The sequence below is a fragment of the Citrobacter sp. C5_2 genome (assembly GCF_014596845.2).
GTDB lineage: Bacteria > Pseudomonadota > Gammaproteobacteria > Enterobacterales > Enterobacteriaceae > Citrobacter > Citrobacter werkmanii.
Map to the genome: position 1 here is coordinate 1,778,728 of NZ_CP115032.1, position 20,399 is coordinate 1,799,126.

Genomic DNA, 20,399 nt, shown 5'->3' on the forward strand with positions numbered 1-20,399 from the left:
AACAACAGGGATTGAGCGGCAGGCTCGATCCCTGTAATCCATTAAGGCTGCGATAGCGCCTGCTCCAGTACCGCCAGGACTCTTTTTATCTGCTGTAACTGCAATCCACCAAATCCAAAAAACATAACTGCGTCGCTGTTCTCTTCACGCCATGCGGCTTCTGAGCCATTTTCTATATCTGGCAACGTATCGAAACGAATCCCGGCCAGCAGGCAGCGTTGTTGTAGCCTGGCGATAATTTCGGGGGACCAGGCAATGCGTAATGAGAGATGCAGACCTGCCGTTGCGCCAGCGATTTTCCCTTCGGGAAACAGTGCGGATAGGCCGTCGCGTAATAGCGTAAGACGTGCCGCATAATTGCAGGCCAGCTTGCTGATATGCGTATAAAACACCTGATTTTGCATTAATTCAGCCAAAAATTGCTGCAACAACCACTGGCTCCCGTTGTTGTTGAGCGCTTTCATATTCTGTACGGCCGGAAGCAGTTCGTCAGGGCAAATCAGATAGCCAAGACGTCCTCCTGGTCCCAATGTTTTGGAAAATGTCCCTATATAGATAACCCGGTTGTGATAATCCATGGCTTTCAGCGCGGGAAGGGGATTTTCTCCATAGGTAAAAACGGCATCGTAATCGTCTTCAATAATGTAAGCGCCGACGCGCTGCGCCCATGTTAATAATGCCTGACGCCGCTCCAGTGACAGGACGCTACCCAGCGGATACTGATGCGCTGGAGTAACATAACAAAGCTGGGTAGCATATTCCGGTAAATTATCTGTTTGCAGTCCGTGGTTATCGACAGCAATTGGCGTAATGTCTGCGCCGTAATAATTAAACAGATGCCAGGCCCCCGAATAACAAGGGGACTCGGTTACAATATGGCACTTTTTTTGCTGACTGAAAGTATGATGGTTAATAAAGAGTTGACTGAGCAGTGACAGTCCTTCCTGAATCCCGTTAGTAATAATGATGTTCTCTGCTCGAGTATTAATACCGCGAGATAAATTAAGGTATCTGACCAATTGTTCACGCAGTGAAAATAATCCATTTGGTGAATGATATCGGGTGAATAATTGTTCCTTGAGGACGCTGGGGGCGTTATTCCATTTGCGCCAGCTTGACCAGGGAAAAGCATTGGGATCGGGAACGCTCATTTGGCAATAGCACTCTCGCCCAGGCTCTGCATAAACATCGGTGGGGATCCCAGCCGCTTTAGGTTTCATCGGCGGGGAACCCTGCGCGACGGGCACGATTGCTGGCGTTGTGCGTACAGGTGTGGTGAAGATGACCTCGTAGCCGATACCTTGTCGACTCTTAATTAATCCCGCGGCCATGAGCTTATCATAGGCCATCACGACCGTTATTTTGGCAACGTTTAATACCTGCGCCTGCTCGCGAATAGAGGGAAGTTTATCTCCACAAAGCAAATCACCGCGCTGAATGGCCTGGAAATAAAATTGAAATATCTGCAATTGCAGCGGGGTACGGCTTTCTCGATCGAGAGTCAGTGTTAGCATGAGAAATTCCTTATGTATATATACGCACTATATTACGAGCTTCTCTTCTTTACGTTTTGATGCACCTCATAGAGTAGATGCTGTTCCTATAAGCTGCTTTTGCTGTCTCTATTTTTGATTTTTATGATCGCTTAGCGTGTCGCTATTAAAAAAATGGAGGCAAGCATGTCGTGGATAAGAAAGAACGCACTGTGGTGCGCATTCGTCGGGGCAGTAGCAATGGCCCTTGCAATTTGGGGGACGTGGCAAGGCGTTCATTACACCAGTACCACCGAATTTTGTTTATCGTGTCACTCGATGCGCACACCAGGAGAGGAATATAAAACCAGCGTGCATTTTCGAAATGCTTCTGGCGTGCGTGCTGAGTGTAAGGATTGTCATATTCCGCCAGGGATCGTCCCGACGTTGGTTCGTAAAACGGAAGCCTTAAACGACCTCTACCACACCTTTATCTCTCCTTCGATTGATACCCCTGAAAAATTTGCCGCAAAACGAGCGGAATTGGCCCAGCGAGAGTGGGCGCGAATGAGCGCTAACCATTCGGCGTCATGTAAATCTTGCCACAGCTATGAGGCGATGGATCACGGCAAACAATCTGCGAATGCGGCGGCGCAAATGACCGCGGCGGCGGCAAAAGACAGCAACTGTATTGATTGCCATAAAGGTATTGCCCATCACAAACCCGATATGAGCAGCGGTTTCCGCGATCGCTATAAGCAGTTGCAGCAGCAGGGAGCGTCTTTATCGAATGCGAGCACGCTGTTCTCGTTAAGCGAAAAAGCATTGACGGCAACGGCCGGAAGCCCCGCAGGTAAAGCGCTGTTATTTCCTGCCACCGAGGTCAAAGTGCTGAAAAAAGAGGGCAGCAACGTGCAGCTTGAACTGACGGGCTGGCGTGAAAGCAAAGGACGCGGGCGGGTGATAACCCAGTATATGGGTAAGCGTGTATTCTCGGCCGTGCTTGATGACGCCTTGATGGCGAACGTAAAAGTACTACAAACCCAGGTCGATCCTGACTCACACCAGCAATGGCAGCAGGTGAGCGTGACCGCCTGGACCTCCGCCCAGGGGCTTATCAGCAATATTGCACCGATCTGGGAATATTCGGATCAAATGCTGCAATCCACCTGTAGCGCCTGTCATAGCACTCCTCCTACGACCCGATATACCGCCAACGGCTGGATCGCCGGATTGAAAGCGATGTCCACCTATTACCGACTGAATCCGGTGGAGGAACGTACGTTGTTGAAATACCTCCAGACCCATGCCAGCGATGTGTCTGAACCTAACAAAAATTAAGGAAAATATATGGATATTCATGACTTTAACCCGTCTCGCCGCCGTTTTCTGAGCGGTATGTTGGCGGTGGGCGCGGCCAGTGCGCTGGCGCCGAATCCGCTGATATCAAAAGTATGGGCAGCGGGAGAAAACCCCGCACAGTGGATTCAATCCGGTTCGCATTTTGGCGCTTTTGAAGCCAAGGTTGTCAACGGCGAGTGGACAGAAACCCGGCCTTTCAAACATGACAAATACCCTTGCGATATGCTGAACGCGGTGCGTGAAGTGGTCTATAACCCGTCGCGGGTGCGTTATCCAATGGTTCGTCTGGACTGGTTACGTAAACGCGAGAAATCGGATCGCAGCCAGCGCGGAGATAATCGTTTTGTGCGGGTAAGCTGGGATCAGGCGCTGGATCTGTTTTACGAAGAGCTGGAACGGGTACAAAAAACCTACGGCTCATCGGGGGTATTTACCGGGCTGGCCGACTGGCAAATGGTAGGGAAATACCATAAAGCGGGCGGGGCGATGGACAGAGGGCTTGGTCTGCATGGTAGCTATGTGACGACCGTTGGCGACTACTCTGCAGCAGCTGCGCAGGTTATCTTGCCGCATGTGATTGGTTCGCTGGAAGTTTATGAACAGCAAACGTCACTGCCGCTGGTTATTCAGAACAGTAATACCATCGTGCTGTGGGGGTGCGATCCGATCAAAAACTTGCAGATCGAGTTCCTGGTTCCCGATCACGATGCGTTTGGCTACTGGCAACAGATTAAAGAAGCGGTTGCGCAGGGAAAAATGCGCGTTATCAGCGTCGATCCAGTGCGTAGCAAATCGCAAAACTACCTTGGCTGTGAACAACTGGCGCTACGACCACAAACCGATGTCGCGCTAATGCTGGCACTCGCCCATACGCTGTATGAAGAAAAACTGTATGACACGGCATTTATTAACGATTACACCGTGGGTTTTGAGCAGTTTTTGCCCTATCTGCTTGGGGAGAGTGATAAGCAGCCGAAAAATGCCGAATGGGCAGCGCAAATCTGTGGCCTGACGGCGGAGCAGATCCGTGATTTCGCCCGCCTGCTGGTCAAAGGCCGGACCCAATTTATGGGCGGTTGGTGCGTACAACGCATGCATCATGGCGAACAGTATCCCTGGATGCTGGTGGTGCTGGCCAGTATGGTTGGGCAAATTGGCTTGCCGGGCGGCGGCGTAGGGTTTGGCTGGCATTACAACGGCGGAGGTACGGTGACATCCACCGGACCTGTACTGTCCGGGCTGGGAGGGATCGCGAATCCTCCACCGGCGAAGTATAAAGCGGATTTTCGCGGCGCATCGGAGCATATCCCCACCTCACGCATCGTTGACTGCCTGCTGGAGCCGGGCAAAAAGGTTGCCTTTAACGGCGAAACGTTAACCTGGCCTGATATTAAAATGGCGATCTACAGCGCGGCGAATCCATTCCATGCGCAGCAGGATCGTAATCGCATGATCAAGGCATGGAAGAAGCTGGAAACCGTGGTGGTATTGGATCATCAATGGACCGCGTCGTGTCGATTTGCCGATATCGTCCTGCCTGTTACCACCCGCTTTGAACGTAACGATATTGAACAGTTTGGTACGCATTCGAACAAAGGGCTGATGGCCCTGCATCAGATTGTTAAACCGCAATATGAAGCGCGGCATGATTTTGACGTTTTTGCCGGATTATGTAAGCGCTTTGACAAAGAGGCGGTGTACCGCGAGAACCGTGATGAAATGCAGTGGATACAGGCGCTGTACGACGAAGGCGTGAAGATGGGCGCGTCGCTCGGTGTCTCCTTACCGGACTTTACGACGTTCTGGCAGGGCGAAGGATACATTGAATATCCGGCCGGACAGCCGTGGGTGCGTCACGGTGAGTTTCGCGACCAACCAGATCTTAATCCCCTGGGAACGCCGTCAGGTCTGATTGAAATCTACAGTAAAACCATTGCTGGCTTTGCTTACGAGGATTGTCCCGGTCATCCGGTATGGATGGAACCGTTTGAACGTAATCATGCCGCTAAAAAAAATAAATATCCGCTGCATCTGCAATCCTGCCATCCGGATAAACGTCTGCACTCACAGTTGTGCTCGAGCGAGGCGTTTCGCAATACCTATGCGGTTACCGGAAGAGAACCGCTTTATATCAGCGCGCAGGATGCCACTGCCCGTGGTCTGAAAGCAGGTGATATCGCTCGCGTCTTCAATGACCGTGGTCAGGTGCTGGCTGGGGTGGTGATTAGCCCGGATTTTACCCCTGGCGTAATCCGCATTCATGAAGGGGCCTGGTATTCCCCGCAGGAGGGTGGAAAAGCCGGGACGTTATGCACTTATGGCGACCCGAATGTCCTGAGCGCCGATATTGGTACTTCACAGTTGGCGCAAGGCCCTTCAGCGCATACCGTGCTGGTGGAGGTCGAACGTTATCAGCAGAAAAAAGCGCCACCGGTAACGGCATTCGGCGGCCCGGAGACAGTAAAAGAGGAGGGGGGAAGTGCAGCATAACCAAATACATCAGCAGCGGGTGGACATGTACCAGTGGTTCTCGCAATTGCTGTTCCGTGAGCTGGACGAAAAGCAACTTGCCAGCCTTGAAAACGACGATAATCGGGCGTGGATTGTCTCACTGGCGGCGATTCCTGGATTGTCTGGCAAGGTTAAGCATTTTGAGCGTAGTCTGACCCGGATTTTACGCCGTGATTCCCGACAGCTGGAACTCGCCGCGGATTTTGCCTCGCTGTTTCTGCTGGCGCCGCCTGGCGGAGTTTCTCCCTATGCAGGGCACTATCCACATACGACCGCGTCAGCAGAACGTCAGCAAATGAATGTGCTGCTGATCGAACACAGTCTGACCGCGCGGGAAAATGAGCCATCCGATCATATCGCCATTCAACTGGCATTGATGGCGAAGATGGTTGCTAAAGAGGAGGCGTTATCTGCGCAGTATTACTTTTTGCATCACCATATGATGTGCTGGGCACCATTGCTACGCGATGCCTGCCTGGCGCGAGATGAACAGGGGTTTTACCCGCAGGCGGTCAATCTGATAGTGAGTTTTATGCGCGAGGATGAACAGTATCTGGAATCGCTGTTAATGGATGATTTTTATCTCAGCAGTCAGCGTTGAGTATAACAAAGGGACAGCCTGCGCTGTAATGCCAGTCAGTTAAGCATTATGGAGAATATTTTATTGCAGCACAGGGTTCCGTTCACCTCAGCGGAGTCATTTCTCTGAAGCGCAGATACCCGTGAACGTGCAAGGGAGGCTCACCGCCGCCTCCCTTGCATCCCAGGCTCCCGGCGGGAAAATCGTCGCTGCGCGAGTTATTCGTCTTATGCCATCTGACTGTCGGGTCGGGGCCGAGCCTGCGTCCATGCAGGCCGTCCCCTCTGCCCGCATCCCTGCGGGCAGACCCGGTCAGCCGTCAACGCCTCATCGATTTTCAGCCGGACCGGAGTCATCGCTTCAACGCTCTGACTTCCAGTTAAATTTGTTTTGCTGTTTAAACAAAAAACGCAAATGGTCAGGTGTAGGCTGGTCCGGCTGAAAATTGCCGACGTGTTTCCGTAAGGCCGGGAGAGCCAGCATGGATGCTGGCTCAGGGCGCGTTTTGCAAGGACGCTACCTCGCGCCCGGCCCGAAAGCCTGAAGGAATAAGCGGAGGGGACCACGAAGTGGCAATTTTCCCGCCGGGAGCCGGGATTGTTAAGGGTACGGCGATAGTACCCTTAACACGTTCACAGGCAGTATCGTTTCAGAGAAATGAAATACATAAGGTGAACGTAACAATACACCAGAGGTAACAGATTCAATACCTGTGGCTGTTTTACTCTCAGATACCGTTACGATCATTCATCTTTGTAAACTAACAAGCCTTACAGCCTGCGCTGTCCCTTGTCGTCAATGGGGAGCAAAAAATTAGTCTGCACGGCCCATGTAGCGACGTTCTTCGATATGAATACGGATTTTTTCGCCCGCACTCAGATACTCAGGAACCAGGATCACCAGGCCGGTAGTCAGGGTCGCAGGTTTGTTACGCGCGCTTGCTGATGCCCCTTTAATGCCCGGCGCTGTTTCAACAATTTCCAGGTCTACCGTTTGCGGCAGTTCCAGCGCCAGCAGTTGGCCGTCCCAGGTCAGAACCTGCATGTCCGGCATTCCGCCTTCCGGCATGAACAACAGTTCTTCTTCAATCTGGTCTTTGGTGAAGGTATACGGGGTATAGTCTTCTTTATCCATAAAGACATATTCGTTGCCATCGACATAGGAAAAGTCAACGCCACGACGGCTCAGGGTGACAGTATCAACGATATCATCGCCCTTGAAACGCTCTTCAACTTTCAGGCCGGTACGGACATCAGAAAAACGCATTTTGTACAGTGTGGCGGCGCCACGTGCGGTTGGTGATTGAATATCAATATCTTTTACAATCAGCAGCTTGCCGTTGTAATTCAGTACCATACCTTTTTTAATTTCGTTCGCTCTTGGCATCGAAAAAATCCTGTAGTGAGGAGTGTCTAAAATATCGCGTAAAACTACTCGCGCCGGGGCATTCAGGCAAGTGGAATTGATGCTTTTGCTGGTGCAAAAAAGGTGTTACTGTGCGCTTCTCTCACAATCCGATGGTTTACGATAAAGAGAATACTGTATGGAATGCCGTCCGGATTGTGGTGCATGCTGCACCGCGCCTTCAATCTCCAGCCCTATCCCAGGTATGCCTGATGGCAAGCCCGCTAATACGCCATGCGTTCAGTTGGATGAATCCTTGCGCTGCAAAATTTTTGCTTCTCCGCTGCGGCCAAAAGTATGTGCCGGTTTACAGCCCAGTGCGGAAATGTGTGGGAAGACGACGCACCAGGCCATGCTGTATCTTATTGAGCTTGAAGCGCTGACCGCGCCTTAAACATCTTTGATGCGCGCCAGGCACACGATGGTGGCGACGATCATCACCAGCGCAAACCAGAACACGGCGTGATAATTCCAGATTTCAGCGGCAATACCTGCCAACGATCCGGCAATAATCCAGCCTACGCGAATGGTATTCGTATAAAGGGTCGTGGCTGAACCTGCTTGTCCTGGCATCAAATCCTGGAAATAGAGCATGCCAATCCCGCCAAGGATGCCGATATAAATCGCGTTCAGCAGCTGTAAACCAAGCAATACCGCCGGAGAGTGGGCCAACAGCATACCGGCATAAAAGAAAAAGCCGGCCACGACGGCAATTCGCATCAACAGACGCTTGCCCAGACGCTTAGCAAAGTATCCGGCAATCAACATGGTCGGGATTTCCAGCCCGGCAGCGGTTCCCATCATGATACCCGCCAGTTTTTCCGGCAGATGCAGTTCATTGATAATAAACAGCGGCATATTAATGATATAGAGGCTATTGGTCCCCCACATTAATGTGCAGATAACAAAAAGGAGCAGCGTGTCGCGACGATTGCGCCGTGGCGCCTCCACAACGCCAGTGGCGAGAGGCACATTTTTACTCATTGACGGTAAGAACAACCAAACCATTGCGCCGCAGACAATAAAAGCAACCGCCGCGCTGAGGTACATCACCGTGAAGCTAAATCCCATTGCCAGTGCGTAGGCCAGCGGCGGGCCAATTACCCAGGCCAGCGATACCTGCGCACGTAAAATTGAGCTGAACATGACCGCTTCCCGGCCTGTACGGTCGGCATGCTCGCGAGCGAGAGCAAACATTTGCGGGTTGGCGGTTGAACCAAAGCTGCTGAGAAAGACGCCGACAAACAGCAAAATAAAATAGTTACGGTTCCAGGCAAACAGCACGCAGGCCAGCATGCCCAGGACACAACAGAAGACAATCAGGTTTTTGCGATCGCCTTTTTTATCCGAGCGCCCGGCCAGAAACTGACTCACCAGGATACCGATTACGGCGCTGCCGGTAAAAAAGAACCCGACCATACCGGGACGGGCATGGACTTCATCGGTCAGAAAAAGACTCAGCGTTGGTGTCTGCAAAGCGCCGGCGATACCCGTCAGAAACGCGACAAGCAGGAACGCCGCAGACGTTAAATCGAACGCCTTAGGTGTGGCGGCTACGGGGGTGTTATGCATGTTTTGATATCAATGATGTGAAGAGACGCGGAGTTTACGCTGCTTGCCAGAAAATAAACAGGTAGCCAAATCAAAATCGGCATCAAAAATCAAAATAGCATTTCAGTCAAAGAATGCTGTTTGCTGATGTTGCTGAATCTGACACGCTGACGTCATTTTTGCTTCAGCAATTTTATCTCTCCCCAGAAGAAAATGTGCGTTATCTCTAAATTCAGCAAGTAATTTGTCAACTTTACTTGTGTGCTGAAGAAAAAAGATCAAGACTTCTTGAAACGTTTCAGCGTCATCTTGCCATAACTGATGGAGTCAGGTGACGCCTTTTTTCTCATATTGGCTGAATCGTTTCAATTCAGTGGGAGAGGAGAACCATGTTCCAGTTATCTGTTCAGGATATTCACCCGGGCGAACAGGCCGGGAATAAAGAAGAGGCTATTCGCCAGGTTGCCGCGGCCTTAGTGCAAGCGGGTAACGTTGCGGAAGGCTACGTCGATGGCATGCTGGCGCGTGAACAACAAACGTCCACGTTTCTAGGCAACGGTATTGCTATTCCTCACGGGACGACGGACACGCGCGATCGGGTGCTGAAAACCGGTGTGCAGGTGTTTCAGTTTCCGCAGGGCGTGGTCTGGGGCGAAGGACAGGTCGCGTATGTGGCGATCGGTATTGCCGCCAGCTCTGATGAGCACCTCGGTTTACTGCGTCAGCTAACGCATGTGTTGAGCGATGACTCCGTTGCTGAACAGCTGAAATCAGCGACCACGGCGGAAGAGCTGCGCGCGTTGCTGATGGGCGAAAAGCAGAGCGAACAATTAAAGCTTGATAACGAAACGCTGTCGCTGGACGTCGTTGCCAGCTCGCTGGTGACGCTGCAGGCGCTCAACGCTGCGCGGCTGAAAGAAATTGGTGCGGTTGATGCCGCATTTGTCGCCAGGGCAATCAATGAGCAGCCGATGAATCTCGGTCAGGGGATCTGGCTGAATGACTGTGCTGAAGGTAACGTGCGCAGTGCCGTTGCGGTCAGCCGCGCAGCAACGCCGTTTGATGTCCAGGGGGACGCGGCAGCCCTGCTGGTAACCGTCGCGATGAATGACGATCAACCGGTTGCGGTGCTGAAGCGCCTTGGCGATCTGCTGCTGAATAATAAAGCTGACCGTTTGTTGAAAGCGGATGCGGCAACGGTGCTGGCGCTGCTGACCAGCGATGACGCCTTAACCGATGATGTACTGAGCGCCGAATTTGTTGTGCGCAATGAGCATGGTTTACACGCCCGTCCGGGCACCATGCTGGTGAATACGATTAAACAATTTAACAGTGAAATTACCGTGACAAATCTTGATGGAACCGGCAAACCGGCAAATGGACGCAGTCTGATGAAAGTTGTGGCATTAGGCGTGAAGAAAGGACATCACCTGCGCTTTACCGCCCAGGGCGAGGATGCTGAACAGGCGCTGAAAGCGATTGGCGAAGCCATCGCTGCAGGTCTTGGGGAGGGCGCGTAATGAGCAGACGTGTTGCTACTATCACCCTTAACCCGGCCTACGACCTGGTGGGTTTCTGCCCGGAAATTGAACGTGGCGAAGTGAACCTGGTGAAAACCACCGGTCTGCATGCGGCGGGAAAAGGGATTAACGTCGCTAAGGTTCTGAAAGATTTAGGTATCGATGTCACGGTGGGCGGTTTTCTGGGTAAAGACAACCAGGATGGTTTTCAGCAGTTGTTCAGCGAGCTGGGCATTGCCAACCGTTTTCAGGTTGTACAAGGGCGTACCCGTATCAACGTCAAGCTGACCGAAAAAGACGGTGAAGTCACCGACTTCAATTTCTCTGGCTTTGAAGTCACCCCCGCTGACTGGGAACGCTTTGTGAACGATTCGCTGAGCTGGCTGGGCCAGTTCGACATGGTGTGCGTTAGCGGTAGTTTGCCGACCGGCGTGAGCCCGGAAGCTTTCACCGACTGGATGACGCGTCTGCGCAGTCAGTGTCCGTGCATTATCTTTGATAGTAGTCGTGAAGCGTTGGTGGCAGGTCTGAAGGCGGCGCCGTGGCTGGTGAAGCCAAACCGTCGTGAACTGGAAATCTGGGCGGGTCGTAAACTGCCTGAAATGAAAGATGTGATTGATGCGGCGCATGCGCTGCGCGAGCAGGGTATTGCTCATGTGGTGATTTCACTCGGTGCGGAAGGCGCGCTGTGGGTCAACGCTTCGGGTGAGTGGATCGCAAAACCGCCGTCAGTTGAGGTGGTCAGCACCGTTGGCGCGGGTGATTCGATGGTTGGTGGTCTGATTTATGGCCTGCTGATGCGTGAGTCCAGCGAACATACCCTGCGTCTGGCGACGGCTGTTGCCGCTCTGGCGGTAAGCCAAAGTAACGTGGGCATTACCGATCGTCCTCAGTTGGCCGCAATGATGGCGCGTGTCGACTTAAAACCGTTTAACTGACAGCAGGAGAGGCATAATGAAAACGCTGCTGATTATTGACGCTAATCTCGGCCAGGCTCGCGCTTACATGGCGAAAACCCTGCTTGGAGCGGCGGCGCAAAAAGCGCATCTGGAAATTATTGATAATCCGAATGATGCAGAACTGGCGATTGTTCTGGGCGACACGCTTCCTGCTGACAGTTCGCTGAACGGCAAAAAAGTCTGGCTCGGCGATATCGGTCGTGCGGTTGCGCATCCTGAACTCTTCCTCAGCGAAGCGAAAGGTCATGCAAAACCTTACAGCGCCCCGGTTGCGACAACGTCTGTTGCCAGCAGTGGCCCAAAACGCGTGGTGGCGGTGACGGCTTGTCCGACCGGCGTTGCCCATACGTTTATGGCTGCTGAAGCTATTGAAACAGAAGCGAAAAAACGTGGCTGGTGGGTAAAAGTTGAAACCCGTGGCTCGGTCGGGGCAGGCAATGCCATTACCCCGGAAGAGGTGGCTCAGGCGGATCTGGTGATTGTGGCGGCTGACATTGAAGTTGATCTGGCGAAGTTTGCCGGAAAACCAATGTACCGCACGTCTACTGGCCTGGCGCTGAAGAAAACCAAACAGGAGCTGGATAAAGCGCTGGAAGAAGCGACGCCGTATCAGCCAACCGGCAAGGCGCAGTCTGCGGCAACCGAAGGGAAGAAAGAGAGCGCTGGCGCGTATCGCCACCTGCTGACGGGCGTGTCCTACATGCTGCCGATGGTTGTTGCTGGCGGTCTGTGTATTGCGCTCTCATTCGCCTTTGGTATTGAAGCGTTTAAAGAGCAGGGCACGCTGGCGGCGGCGCTGATGCAGATTGGCGGCGGTTCAGCCTTTGCGTTGATGGTGCCGGTTCTGGCGGGGTATATCGCGTTTTCCATCGCTGACCGTCCGGGTCTGACGCCAGGTCTTATCGGCGGTATGCTGGCAGTGAGCACTGGTTCTGGCTTTATTGGCGGGATTATTGCCGGTTTTCTTGCCGGTTATGTGGCGAAGCTCATTAGCACCAGGCTGAAACTCCCACAGAGTATGGAAGCGCTGAAACCGATTCTGATCATTCCGCTGCTTTCAAGCCTGGTGGTGGGTCTGGCCATGATCTACCTGATCGGTAAACCGGTAGCCGGCATTCTGGAAGGTCTGACCCACTGGCTGCAAACCATGGGTACGGCGAATGCGGTGCTGCTCGGTGCGATTCTTGGCGGTATGATGTGTACTGACATGGGCGGTCCGGTTAACAAAGCGGCGTATGCTTTTGGTGTGGGCCTGCTGAGTACGCAAACTTATGCGCCGATGGCTGCCATTATGGCGGCGGGGATGGTACCTCCGCTGGCGCTGGGTCTGGCAACGCTGGTTGCGCGTCGTAAGTTCGACAAAGCCCAGCAGGAGGGCGGTAAAGCTGCGCTGGTGCTGGGCCTGTGCTTTATCACCGAAGGGGCTATCCCATTCGCCGCGCGTGATCCGATGCGCGTTCTGCCTTGCTGTATCGTTGGCGGTGCGATTACCGGCGCTCTCTCCATGGCGGTAGGGGCTAAGCTGATGGCGCCCCACGGCGGTCTGTTCGTGCTGTTAATCCCTGGCGCAATTACACCGGTGGTTGGCTACCTGCTGGCCATTATTGCCGGTACGCTGGTAGCCGGTCTCTCCTACGCGGTGCTGAAGCGCCCGGAAGCAGAGGTTGTGGCAAAGGCGGCCTGATTAAGCGCTGAAATCCAGGGCAGAGAAATCTCTGCCCTTTTTTATGCCTTAGCCCTTACCGTTGCAGCATCGCCACAATAATCCATCCTGCCTTAAGCAAATTCGATAAAGTGCCTTTAAATCAAACTGGTCACGGAAATCGAATATGAAAAAAGCGCCCATTTTTGCTGCTCTGTCACTCGCGACGTTGCTACTGACGGGATGTTCAACCACTTGGGTGATGACGACAACGTCAGGTGCAACAATAGAGACGCAAGGCAAGCCTGAGCAAGACCCCGGGACAGGACTGACAAAATATGCTGACGCCTATGGTTATCACCGCGTGATTAAAAGCAGCGATGTGAAGCAAATAGATAAAGGTAAGACGGTATTGATGTGGTGAGCCGGGTCAAGTGAATAGAGAATCATTCAGGGGCGAAATTTTTCGCGCCCCTGAATAAGACGGCTCAGGCAATCATTGGGGCGATGATAAAGCCAAAGGCAACGCCCGCGATGATCCCACCCAGTCCCGGCAACATAAACGGATGGTTTAAGACATACTTACCTACGCGCGTTGTCCCGGTGGTGTCGAACTCCATCGCCGCCAGTGAAGTCGGGTACGTTGGGAGAACAAACACGCCGGTCACAGCCACATAGGAAGCCAGAATTGCCCAGGTAGGAACGCCAAGCGCGACGGCAAGCGGGATAATCAACGGCGTGGTGGCTCCCTGCGAATAGAGCAGCGCGCAGGTGCCAAACAATACCAGAGCCAGCAGCATCGGGTAGGCCTGCAGAATATTCCCCGCGATGTCCTTAATCTCCGCTAGGTGCGCGTCAATGAATGTGGTTCCCAGCGTAACAATGCCGAGAATGACTGCCAGCGAACTCATCCCGGCGCGAAAAGTTGACGTCAGGACAATGGCATCTGTAGATGTTTTGCACAGCACCACCATCAGGCAAGCGGCAGCCAGCATGCAGATGATAATGATATCCCGCGTATTCATTGGGCTGCCAACATCAAATCCAGGGCGTAGCTGCGGGAATGCGGCAAGAATAACGATGAGCACCGTGGCCAGCATAAACAGGGCGACTGAAAGTTTTGCACCCGGTGTGGTACTGTTTTGCCCTTCGTATTTGCGCACCAGCCCTTTCTGCAGGCGTTCCAGATAGACCTCATCGTCCTGGAGTTCACATCCCTGGCGCGAGGCGATGAATGCCCCAACCATCGCGGCAACAAACGAGGCGGGCAGACATACCGCCATAACCTGGATAAAGCTGATACCGTTGCCTTCCATGATGGTCAGCATTGCGGCCATTGCGGCGCTGATCGGCGAGCCGGATATTGCAACCTGAGATGCCACTACGGAGCCTGCGAGCGTACGAGAAGGGCGGATGCCTGACTCTTTCGCAACTTCGGCAATCACCGGCAGGGTAGAAAAGACAATGAAACCTGTTCCCGCCATTATGGTCATCGACCAGGTGATAATCGGTGCAATAACATTGATATATTTAGGATTACGACGCATAAAATTACCGGCAATGCGTACCAGATAATCCATGCCTCCGGCTGCCTGTAGCGCTGATGCCGCCACAACCACCGTCATAATAATAAGAATGACGTCCACAGGCGGCGAGCCAATTTTCAGACCAAATCCCAGGGTTAAAATAGCCAACCCCAGCCCACCGCATAAACCGATACCAATTCCGCCGAGGCGGATGCCGAAAAATATTGCGCCTAATACTACGAGAATTTCCAACCAAAGCATAATGGCCTCCGCCAGATAATAATTCGCTATAAGAATGGCTTTTATTAAATGTGATGATTAAATGGTGGTTTTTTTATTGCGCCAGAAGGTGGCTTTTTCCAACGCGTTTTTCATACCACTTAATTCCGGCACGAACCAATGAACCGGTTGAATCAATATATTTTTCTGGTGATGTCTTGACGGCTTCAGCAAGGATGACGGGGACTTCAGTACATCCCAGAACGATGACTTCCGCGCCGCGTGCAAAAAGTGCTTCAGCCTGTTCATTCATTAATTTTTGTGCTTGCTTAACATCTCCTGCTTTCAGGCAATAAATACTTTCCATGACTTTTTCCTGGCTGGAAGAATCAGGGCTGACGCAGGTTAACCCAAGAGACTCTATCCCTTTTTGGTAGAGACCCATGTACAACGTGGCATTGGTAGCCAGCAGTCCGATGCGCGATTTTCCGCAGCTTCTGACCTCATTCAGGGTTGTCTCCACAATACTCAGCAACTCCGTATGACAGGATTCTTTTAACTCTTTAAACCAAAAGTGGGCGGTATTACACGGGATCACAATACACTCCGCGCCAGCATCTTCGAGTTTATGCATATAATCGCGCATGGCCGGAAGGGGGGAATTACCATGACGCATTAATGCGTCAGTACGGTCGGGTATATCAGGAATGGATGAAATAATTAATGGAATATGTTCCTGATCGCGTTGCGCTGCAGTAAATGTGACGAATTTATTAAATAGATCGACGGTTGCAGCAGGTCCCATACCACCAAGTACGCCAATTAAACCTTTCACGATATATACCTCGTTTAACCATTAAATAATATTCAGGCTATGTTTTACCTTGTCCTAATGTTTAACAGCAGAGCGTCGCGACGAGAAATGCAATAATGTTTGGCTTAATGCAAAAACCGCATGACTGTAGTTTTTTTCGCCTTTCTATGAGGTCAGGATAGGGTGCGGAGCCTGAAGATCTGCAAGCAGAGTAGGGTTGTGGCTGGATGGTGACGCTGACATGTTAATGTCAAAAACGAAGGCTTGATGCAAAAAACGAATCATTATGGGCTAATCGTCAATACCATCTTTGGAATTGTTCAGGCATGATGTTTTTAGGCTCATCAACATATTTAAACATCCGCGTGACAGGCATGAAAAATATTGAGACAAAATGGTTATATGATTTCCTGACGCTGGAGGCATGCCGTCATTTTTCCCAGGCTGCGGAGGAGCGCAATATATCTCAGCCGGCATTTAGCCGGAGAATCAAAGCGCTCGAATCAGCCGTGGGGGTGCAGCTGTTTGATCGCACGACGACGCCGCTGCAATTGACGGAGGAGGGCAAGTTATTCCATTCGCAAACGCGTAGCCTGCTACAACAGCTGGAATGTAATCTGGACGAACTAAGCGGTCACAATCTGCTTGGGGTCCCCAACATAAAAATCGCGGCAGCGCATTCTTTGTCGCTGACCATGTTGCCCCGGTTAGTGCATTCCATGGCGGCCTGGGGGGAAGAATTTGTCTGGCACGTCGAGGCGATTGATGTGGTGCAAGCGGTAAATACCCTGCGCGAGGGGAAAAGTGATTTTATTATCTCGTTTCGTGATGAGGATTTAATGCAGTCGCCTTTCTGTGGCTTGAAGGTTTTTGAGTCAGAGCTCTATCCTGTCTGTGCTACCGATGGACAGGGGTACGCGTTGTTTGATATCTATCAGCCGCAGGCGCCGATTCTGAACTATACCAGCACATCCTACATGGGAAGATTGGTAAACCGTCAGTTAGCGGAAGTTGGCGGCATTTCAGCACGAACGTTGTTTATGTCTTCGATGAGTGAGTTGTTGAAAAACATGGCGCTGGATGGGCATGGGATCGCCTGGCTACCAGCGTGGTCGATCGTCAACGAGCTGCGCGATAAGCGTCTGGTGCGCCTGGAGACACCTGAACTGATGGTACCTATTCAGGCCTATATTTACCGGATGGATACCCGATTGAATAAAACGGCTGAACATTTCTGGCGTATTTTGTACAACCATATGCCAGAGGACCTGGTTTCGCTTACCTGAGACGCGCCAGCTCGCCTGGCGCATCTGAAAAATCTCCGGTTATATCGGAGTTATACTTTTTAGCCTGCTTAATTTGTGTACTACCTCTCATTTTCTCTCTCCCTTACAAACTGTATCTATAAAAAATTGTGATTCTGTTCATATCTATTGACTTTGGTTCTTGCAGATAGATTTACTTTGTCAAAAACACGCTTACTATAAACACATGTTCGATACTGAACATGTGCTCTAATAGTTTTGTGTGTGGCTGTGGTTATTCTTAACGAACTCATTTGTGGCAAGATAATTGCCAGGGGACGTGCTATGCGTGAAAAGGAATACATAGTAACTATTGGCTCAGCCAATATGGATGTTGCTGGGTATTCGCATGCTTCTCTAAATTATGCGGATTCGAATCCAGGAAAGATAAAATTCACCCCCGGCGGAGTTGGACGCAACATTGCACATAATCTCGCGCTACTGGGTAAAAATTCGTGGTTACTGACTGCGGTTGGTAATGATTTTTATGGTCAATCGTTATTGGCGCAAACTAATCTATCCGGAGTACATGTTGATAAGTGTCTTATCGTTCCGGGAGAGAATACATCGAGTTATTTATCTCTGCTTGATAACACCGGTGAAATGCTGGTTGCCATTAATGATATGAGCATTACCGAACATATTTCACCGGGTTTTTTATCGCAGCAGCATGATTTTATTCGGCAGGCGAAAGTTATCGTCGCCGATTGCAATATCAGCGAAGACGCCCTTGCATGGGTGCTGGATAATGCCGGAGATGTTCCGGTGTTTGTCGACCCGGTATCGGCATGGAAATGCGTCAAAGTTCGCGAGCGGCTTGGACAAATTCACACCCTCAAACCTAACCGGCTTGAAGCCGAAACGCTGAGCGGTATTGCGCTTTCCGGGCGTGATGATGTTGGCAAAGTGGCCGCCTGGTTTCACGATCGCGGCTTAAATCGCCTGGTGCTCAGCATGGGCGGTGACGGAGTTTATTACAGTGATATTGCGGGGGATTGCGGTTGGTCGCTGCCGATTAAAACTCACGTCATTAATGTTACCGGGGCTGGCGATGCGATGATGGCGGGACTGGCTTCCTGCTGGGTAGACGGCATGCCCTTTATTGATTCGGTTCGATTTGCGCAGGGTTGTTCATCAATGGCATTAGCCTGTGAATATACCAATAACCCTGATTTGTCTGTTGCGAATGTTATCTCAATCGTGGAGAACACAGAATGTCTGAATTAACTCTTTCCTCTGAATTATTACAAATATCTCCAGAAGTACAGGAAGCATTAAACAGTAAAAAACCGATTGTTGCCCTCGAGTCAACCATTATTTCTCATGGTATGCCATTTCCGCAGAATGCCCAGACCGCTATTGAAGTAGAAGAAACTATTCGTAAGCACGGGGCAGTTCCTGCGACCATTGCCATTATTGGCGGGGTAATGAAAGTTGGTTTAAGCAAAGATGAAATTGAATTGCTTGGAAGAGAGGGGCATAGCGTTACTAAAGTCAGTCGTCGTGATTTACCATTTGTGGTTGCTGCAGGAAAAAATGGTGCGACGACAGTTGCCTCAACCATGATTATTGCCTCCCTGGCTGGAATTAAAGTATTTGCGACGGGCGGGATTGGTGGTGTTCACCGTGGTGCTGAACATACCTTTGATATTTCCGCAGATCTGCAAGAACTGGCGCATACCAATGTCACGGTAATTTGTGCCGGGGCGAAATCTATTCTTGATCTCGGTTTAACGACCGAATATTTAGAAACCTTTGGCGTGCCGTTAATTGGATATCAGACCAACGCATTGCCGGCATTTTTCTGCCGAACCAGTCCGTTTGAGGTCAGTATCCGTCTGGACAGCGCAAAAGAGATTGCCCGTGCCATGGCGGTGAAATGGCAGACAGGTCTCGACGGCGGTCTGGTTGTTGCAAACCCAATCCCGGAGCAGTTTGCGATGGCTGAAGAGAAAATTAATGCGGCAATCGATCGGGCGGTAAAAGAAGCGGAAGAGCAGGGGGTTGTGGGCAAAGAGAGTACGCCGTTCCTGCTGGCGCGCGTTGCGGAGCTGACCGGCGGTGACAGCCTGAAATCAAATATTCAGTTGGTGTTCAACAACGCGGTACTGGCTTGTGAAATTGCGAAGGAGTATCAACGCCTCGCCTGACCAAATTTTCCGGGCAGAATGCGGTCGCCCGCGGATAGCAAACCTACCAAAACCTGGCGGTAACGCCGGGTTTCCTGGCATGAAGGGAATTTCATTATGGATATAATGAGAAGTGTTGTGGGTATGGTGGTATTACTGACTATCGCGTTTCTGCTGTCAGTAAATAAAAAGCGTATTAGTCTGCGTACGGTCGGGGCAGCACTGGTGCTGCAAATTGCAATCGGCGGCATTATGCTCTATTTCCCGCCGGGGAAATGGCTGGTTGAACAGGCCGCGCTCGGTGTCCACAAGGTGATGTCATACAGTGACGCGGGTAGTGCATTTATCTTTGGCTCCCTGGTCGGGCCAAAAATGGATGTGCTGTTCGACGGAGCCGGGTTTATCTTCGCCTTTCGGGTGCTCCCGGCCATCATTTTTGTGACCGCGCTGATCAGTCTACTCTACTACATTGGCGTGATGGGGCTGTTGATCCGCATCCTTGGCGGTATTTTCCAGAAAGCGTTAAACATCAGTAAGATAGAGTCATTTGTCGCAGTAACCACGATTTTCCTCGGGCAAAACGAGATCCCGGCAATCGTGAAACCGTTTATTGACCGGCTGAATCGCAATGAGCTATTTACCGCTATCTGTAGCGGGATGGCCTCGATTGCTGGCTCAATGATGATTGGTTACGCTGGAATGGGCGTTCCGATTGACTATCTGCTGGCGGCATCGTTGATGGCAATCCCTGGTGGTATTTTATTCGCGCGTATGCTGAGTCCGGCAACTGAAGAATCTCGCGTCACCTTTGAGAACCTGTCATTTACCGAAACGCCGCCGAAAAGCATCATCGAAGCAGCGGCGAGTGGGGCGATGACCGGGCTGAAAATTGCCGCAGGCGTGGCGACGGTAGTAATGGCATTTGTCGCCATTATTGCGCTGATTAACGGCATTATCGGCGGAATTGGTGGTTGGTTTGGTTTTGGTCACGCCACCCTGGAAGGGATCTTTGGCTATGTGTTAGCCCCGCTGGCGTGGATTATGGGCGTTGACTGGAGCGATGCGACGCTGGCAGGTAGCCTGATTGGACAGAAGCTAGCAATCAACGAGTTTGTCGCCTATCTCAACTTCTCGCCGTATCTGCAAACCGGCGGGACACTGGATGTGAAGACCATTGCGATTATCTCGTTTGCGCTGTGCGGGTTCGCTAACTTTGGTTCGATTGGCGTTGTCGTCGGCGCATTTTCGGCGATAGCGCCACAGCGAGCCCCGGAAATCGCGCAGCTTGGAATGCGCGCGCTGGCAGCTGCAACGTTGTCAAACCTGATGAGCGCCACCATAGCGGGTTTCTTTATCGGTATAGCATAGTGAGAATAATGCCGGATAAGCGTGGCGCTATCCGGCAT

17 protein-coding genes are annotated in these 20,399 nt (G+C 51.6%); 12 read left to right on the top strand and 5 right to left on the bottom strand.

Annotation, left to right across the window (positions count from 1 at the left end; translation table 11 throughout):
• Positions 1–41: 41 nt before the first annotated feature.
• The gene (locus ICA20_RS08595) at positions 42–1,514 is read right to left on the bottom strand and encodes a PLP-dependent aminotransferase family protein (RefSeq protein WP_038642037.1); all 1,473 of its coding nucleotides are present in this window, start codon (positions 1,512–1,514) and stop codon (positions 42–44) included.
• A 165-nt stretch (positions 1,515–1,679) separates the two neighbouring features.
• Between ICA20_RS08595 and torC the strand changes: the two genes are divergently transcribed.
• From torC to torD, 3 genes are read left to right on the top strand one after another with little or no spacing between them, the layout of a single operon-like run.
• Entirely contained in the window at positions 1,680–2,813 is a 1,134-nt protein-coding gene (gene torC, locus ICA20_RS08600; RefSeq protein WP_038642035.1) for a pentaheme c-type cytochrome TorC, read from the top strand.
• Positions 2,814–2,822: 9 nt separating this feature from the next.
• Positions 2,823–5,324 carry a trimethylamine-N-oxide reductase TorA gene (torA, locus tag ICA20_RS08605; RefSeq protein ID WP_038642033.1) on the top strand — a complete coding sequence of 834 codons (2,502 nt, stop codon included), beginning with the start codon at positions 2,823–2,825 and terminating at the stop codon, positions 5,322–5,324.
• Positions 5,314–5,946, top strand: coding sequence for a molecular chaperone TorD (torD, locus tag ICA20_RS08610; protein ID WP_038642031.1), 633 nt, complete (start codon positions 5,314–5,316; stop codon positions 5,944–5,946). The genes torA and torD overlap by 11 nt, the downstream gene beginning before the upstream one ends.
• Before the next feature lie 792 nt (positions 5,947–6,738).
• On the opposite strand, the gene yeiP is transcribed toward torD, so the two are convergent.
• Entirely contained in the window at positions 6,739–7,311 is a 573-nt protein-coding gene (gene yeiP / locus ICA20_RS08615; RefSeq protein ID WP_038642029.1) for an elongation factor P-like protein YeiP, read from the bottom strand.
• A 157-nt stretch (positions 7,312–7,468) separates the two neighbouring features.
• Here yeiP and ICA20_RS08620 point away from each other — a divergent pair, with 157 nt between their 5' ends.
• Positions 7,469–7,723, top strand: a complete 255-nt coding sequence (locus tag ICA20_RS08620; RefSeq protein ID WP_005129254.1) for a YkgJ family cysteine cluster protein — start codon at positions 7,469–7,471, stop codon at positions 7,721–7,723.
• Here ICA20_RS08620 and setB read toward each other — a convergent pair.
• Positions 7,720–8,901, bottom strand: coding sequence for a sugar efflux transporter SetB (gene setB / locus ICA20_RS08625; protein WP_038642028.1), 1,182 nt, complete (start codon positions 8,899–8,901; stop codon positions 7,720–7,722). The two genes, ICA20_RS08620 and setB, sit on opposite strands and share 4 nt — an antisense overlap.
• A gap of 368 nt (positions 8,902–9,269) precedes the next feature.
• Here setB and fruB point away from each other — a divergent pair, with 368 nt between their 5' ends.
• The 4 genes from fruB (at position 9,270) to ICA20_RS08645 (ending at position 13,425) form a co-directional block, all read left to right on the top strand.
• Complete coding sequence (fruB, locus tag ICA20_RS08630) at positions 9,270–10,400, top strand: fused PTS fructose transporter subunit IIA/HPr protein (protein WP_038642025.1); 1,131 nt, start codon at positions 9,270–9,272, stop codon at positions 10,398–10,400.
• Complete coding sequence (fruK, locus tag ICA20_RS08635; RefSeq protein ID WP_006683781.1) at positions 10,400–11,338, top strand: 1-phosphofructokinase; 939 nt, start codon at positions 10,400–10,402, stop codon at positions 11,336–11,338. Before fruB ends, fruK begins: the two co-directional genes overlap by 1 nt.
• Before the next feature lie 16 nt (positions 11,339–11,354).
• Positions 11,355–13,043 (top strand): PTS fructose transporter subunit IIBC, encoded by a 1,689-nt coding sequence (gene fruA / locus ICA20_RS08640; protein WP_038642023.1) that lies wholly within the window; start codon positions 11,355–11,357, stop codon positions 13,041–13,043.
• A gap of 145 nt (positions 13,044–13,188) precedes the next feature.
• On the top strand, positions 13,189–13,425 hold the full coding sequence (locus ICA20_RS08645) for a YgdI/YgdR family lipoprotein (protein WP_038642021.1): 237 nt from the start codon (positions 13,189–13,191) through the stop codon (positions 13,423–13,425).
• A gap of 64 nt (positions 13,426–13,489) precedes the next feature.
• On the opposite strand, the gene ICA20_RS08650 is transcribed toward ICA20_RS08645, so the two are convergent.
• Entirely contained in the window at positions 13,490–14,788 is a 1,299-nt protein-coding gene (locus ICA20_RS08650; protein ID WP_038642019.1) for an anaerobic C4-dicarboxylate transporter, read from the bottom strand.
• Between the two features lie 73 nt (positions 14,789–14,861).
• A complete protein-coding gene (locus tag ICA20_RS08655) occupies positions 14,862–15,581 on the bottom strand; it encodes an amino acid racemase (RefSeq protein ID WP_038642017.1) in 720 nt (239 codons plus the stop codon).
• A gap of 353 nt (positions 15,582–15,934) precedes the next feature.
• Between ICA20_RS08655 and hypT the strand changes: the two genes are divergently transcribed.
• The 4 genes from hypT to ICA20_RS08675 all read left to right on the top strand — a co-directional run bounded on the left by hypT (position 15,935) and on the right by ICA20_RS08675 (position 20,361).
• Positions 15,935–16,846, top strand: coding sequence for a hypochlorite stress DNA-binding transcriptional regulator HypT (gene hypT, locus ICA20_RS08660; RefSeq protein ID WP_038643258.1), 912 nt, complete (start codon positions 15,935–15,937; stop codon positions 16,844–16,846).
• A gap of 303 nt (positions 16,847–17,149) precedes the next feature.
• The gene (locus ICA20_RS08665; RefSeq protein WP_038642015.1) at positions 17,150–18,091 is read left to right on the top strand and encodes a pseudouridine kinase; all 942 of its coding nucleotides are present in this window, start codon (positions 17,150–17,152) and stop codon (positions 18,089–18,091) included.
• A complete protein-coding gene (locus ICA20_RS08670; protein WP_038642013.1) occupies positions 18,079–19,014 on the top strand; it encodes a pseudouridine-5'-phosphate glycosidase in 936 nt (311 codons plus the stop codon). Before ICA20_RS08665 ends, ICA20_RS08670 begins: the two co-directional genes overlap by 13 nt.
• Positions 19,015–19,110: 96 nt before the next feature.
• The gene (locus ICA20_RS08675; protein WP_038642011.1) at positions 19,111–20,361 is read left to right on the top strand and encodes a NupC/NupG family nucleoside CNT transporter; all 1,251 of its coding nucleotides are present in this window, start codon (positions 19,111–19,113) and stop codon (positions 20,359–20,361) included.
• Positions 20,362–20,399 lie beyond the last annotated feature (38 nt).

What these genes read in the sequence shown, in the direction of transcription:
- torA (WP_038642033.1), top strand. Translation starts at nt 2,823, where the DNA reads ATGGATATTCATGACTTTAACCCGTCTCGCCGCCGTTTTCTGAGCGGT.
- ICA20_RS08595 (WP_038642037.1), bottom strand. Translation starts at nt 1,514, where the DNA reads ATGCTAACACTGACTCTCGATCGAGAAAGCCGTACCCCGCTGCAATTG.
- torC (WP_038642035.1), top strand. Translation starts at nt 1,680, where the DNA reads ATGTCGTGGATAAGAAAGAACGCACTGTGGTGCGCATTCGTCGGGGCA.
- fruB (WP_038642025.1), top strand. Translation starts at nt 9,270, where the DNA reads ATGTTCCAGTTATCTGTTCAGGATATTCACCCGGGCGAACAGGCCGGG.
- fruA (WP_038642023.1), top strand. Translation starts at nt 11,355, where the DNA reads ATGAAAACGCTGCTGATTATTGACGCTAATCTCGGCCAGGCTCGCGCT.
- ICA20_RS08645 (WP_038642021.1), top strand. Translation starts at nt 13,189, where the DNA reads ATGAAAAAAGCGCCCATTTTTGCTGCTCTGTCACTCGCGACGTTGCTA.
- ICA20_RS08670 (WP_038642013.1), top strand. Translation starts at nt 18,079, where the DNA reads ATGTCTGAATTAACTCTTTCCTCTGAATTATTACAAATATCTCCAGAA.
- setB (WP_038642028.1), bottom strand. Translation starts at nt 8,901, where the DNA reads ATGCATAACACCCCCGTAGCCGCCACACCTAAGGCGTTCGATTTAACG.
- yeiP (WP_038642029.1), bottom strand. Translation starts at nt 7,311, where the DNA reads ATGCCAAGAGCGAACGAAATTAAAAAAGGTATGGTACTGAATTACAAC.
- ICA20_RS08620 (WP_005129254.1), top strand. Translation starts at nt 7,469, where the DNA reads ATGGAATGCCGTCCGGATTGTGGTGCATGCTGCACCGCGCCTTCAATC.
- ICA20_RS08675 (WP_038642011.1), top strand. Translation starts at nt 19,111, where the DNA reads ATGGATATAATGAGAAGTGTTGTGGGTATGGTGGTATTACTGACTATC.
- fruK (WP_006683781.1), top strand. Translation starts at nt 10,400, where the DNA reads ATGAGCAGACGTGTTGCTACTATCACCCTTAACCCGGCCTACGACCTG.
- ICA20_RS08650 (WP_038642019.1), bottom strand. Translation starts at nt 14,788, where the DNA reads ATGCTTTGGTTGGAAATTCTCGTAGTATTAGGCGCAATATTTTTCGGC.
- ICA20_RS08665 (WP_038642015.1), top strand. Translation starts at nt 17,150, where the DNA reads ATGCGTGAAAAGGAATACATAGTAACTATTGGCTCAGCCAATATGGAT.
- hypT (WP_038643258.1), top strand. Translation starts at nt 15,935, where the DNA reads ATGAAAAATATTGAGACAAAATGGTTATATGATTTCCTGACGCTGGAG.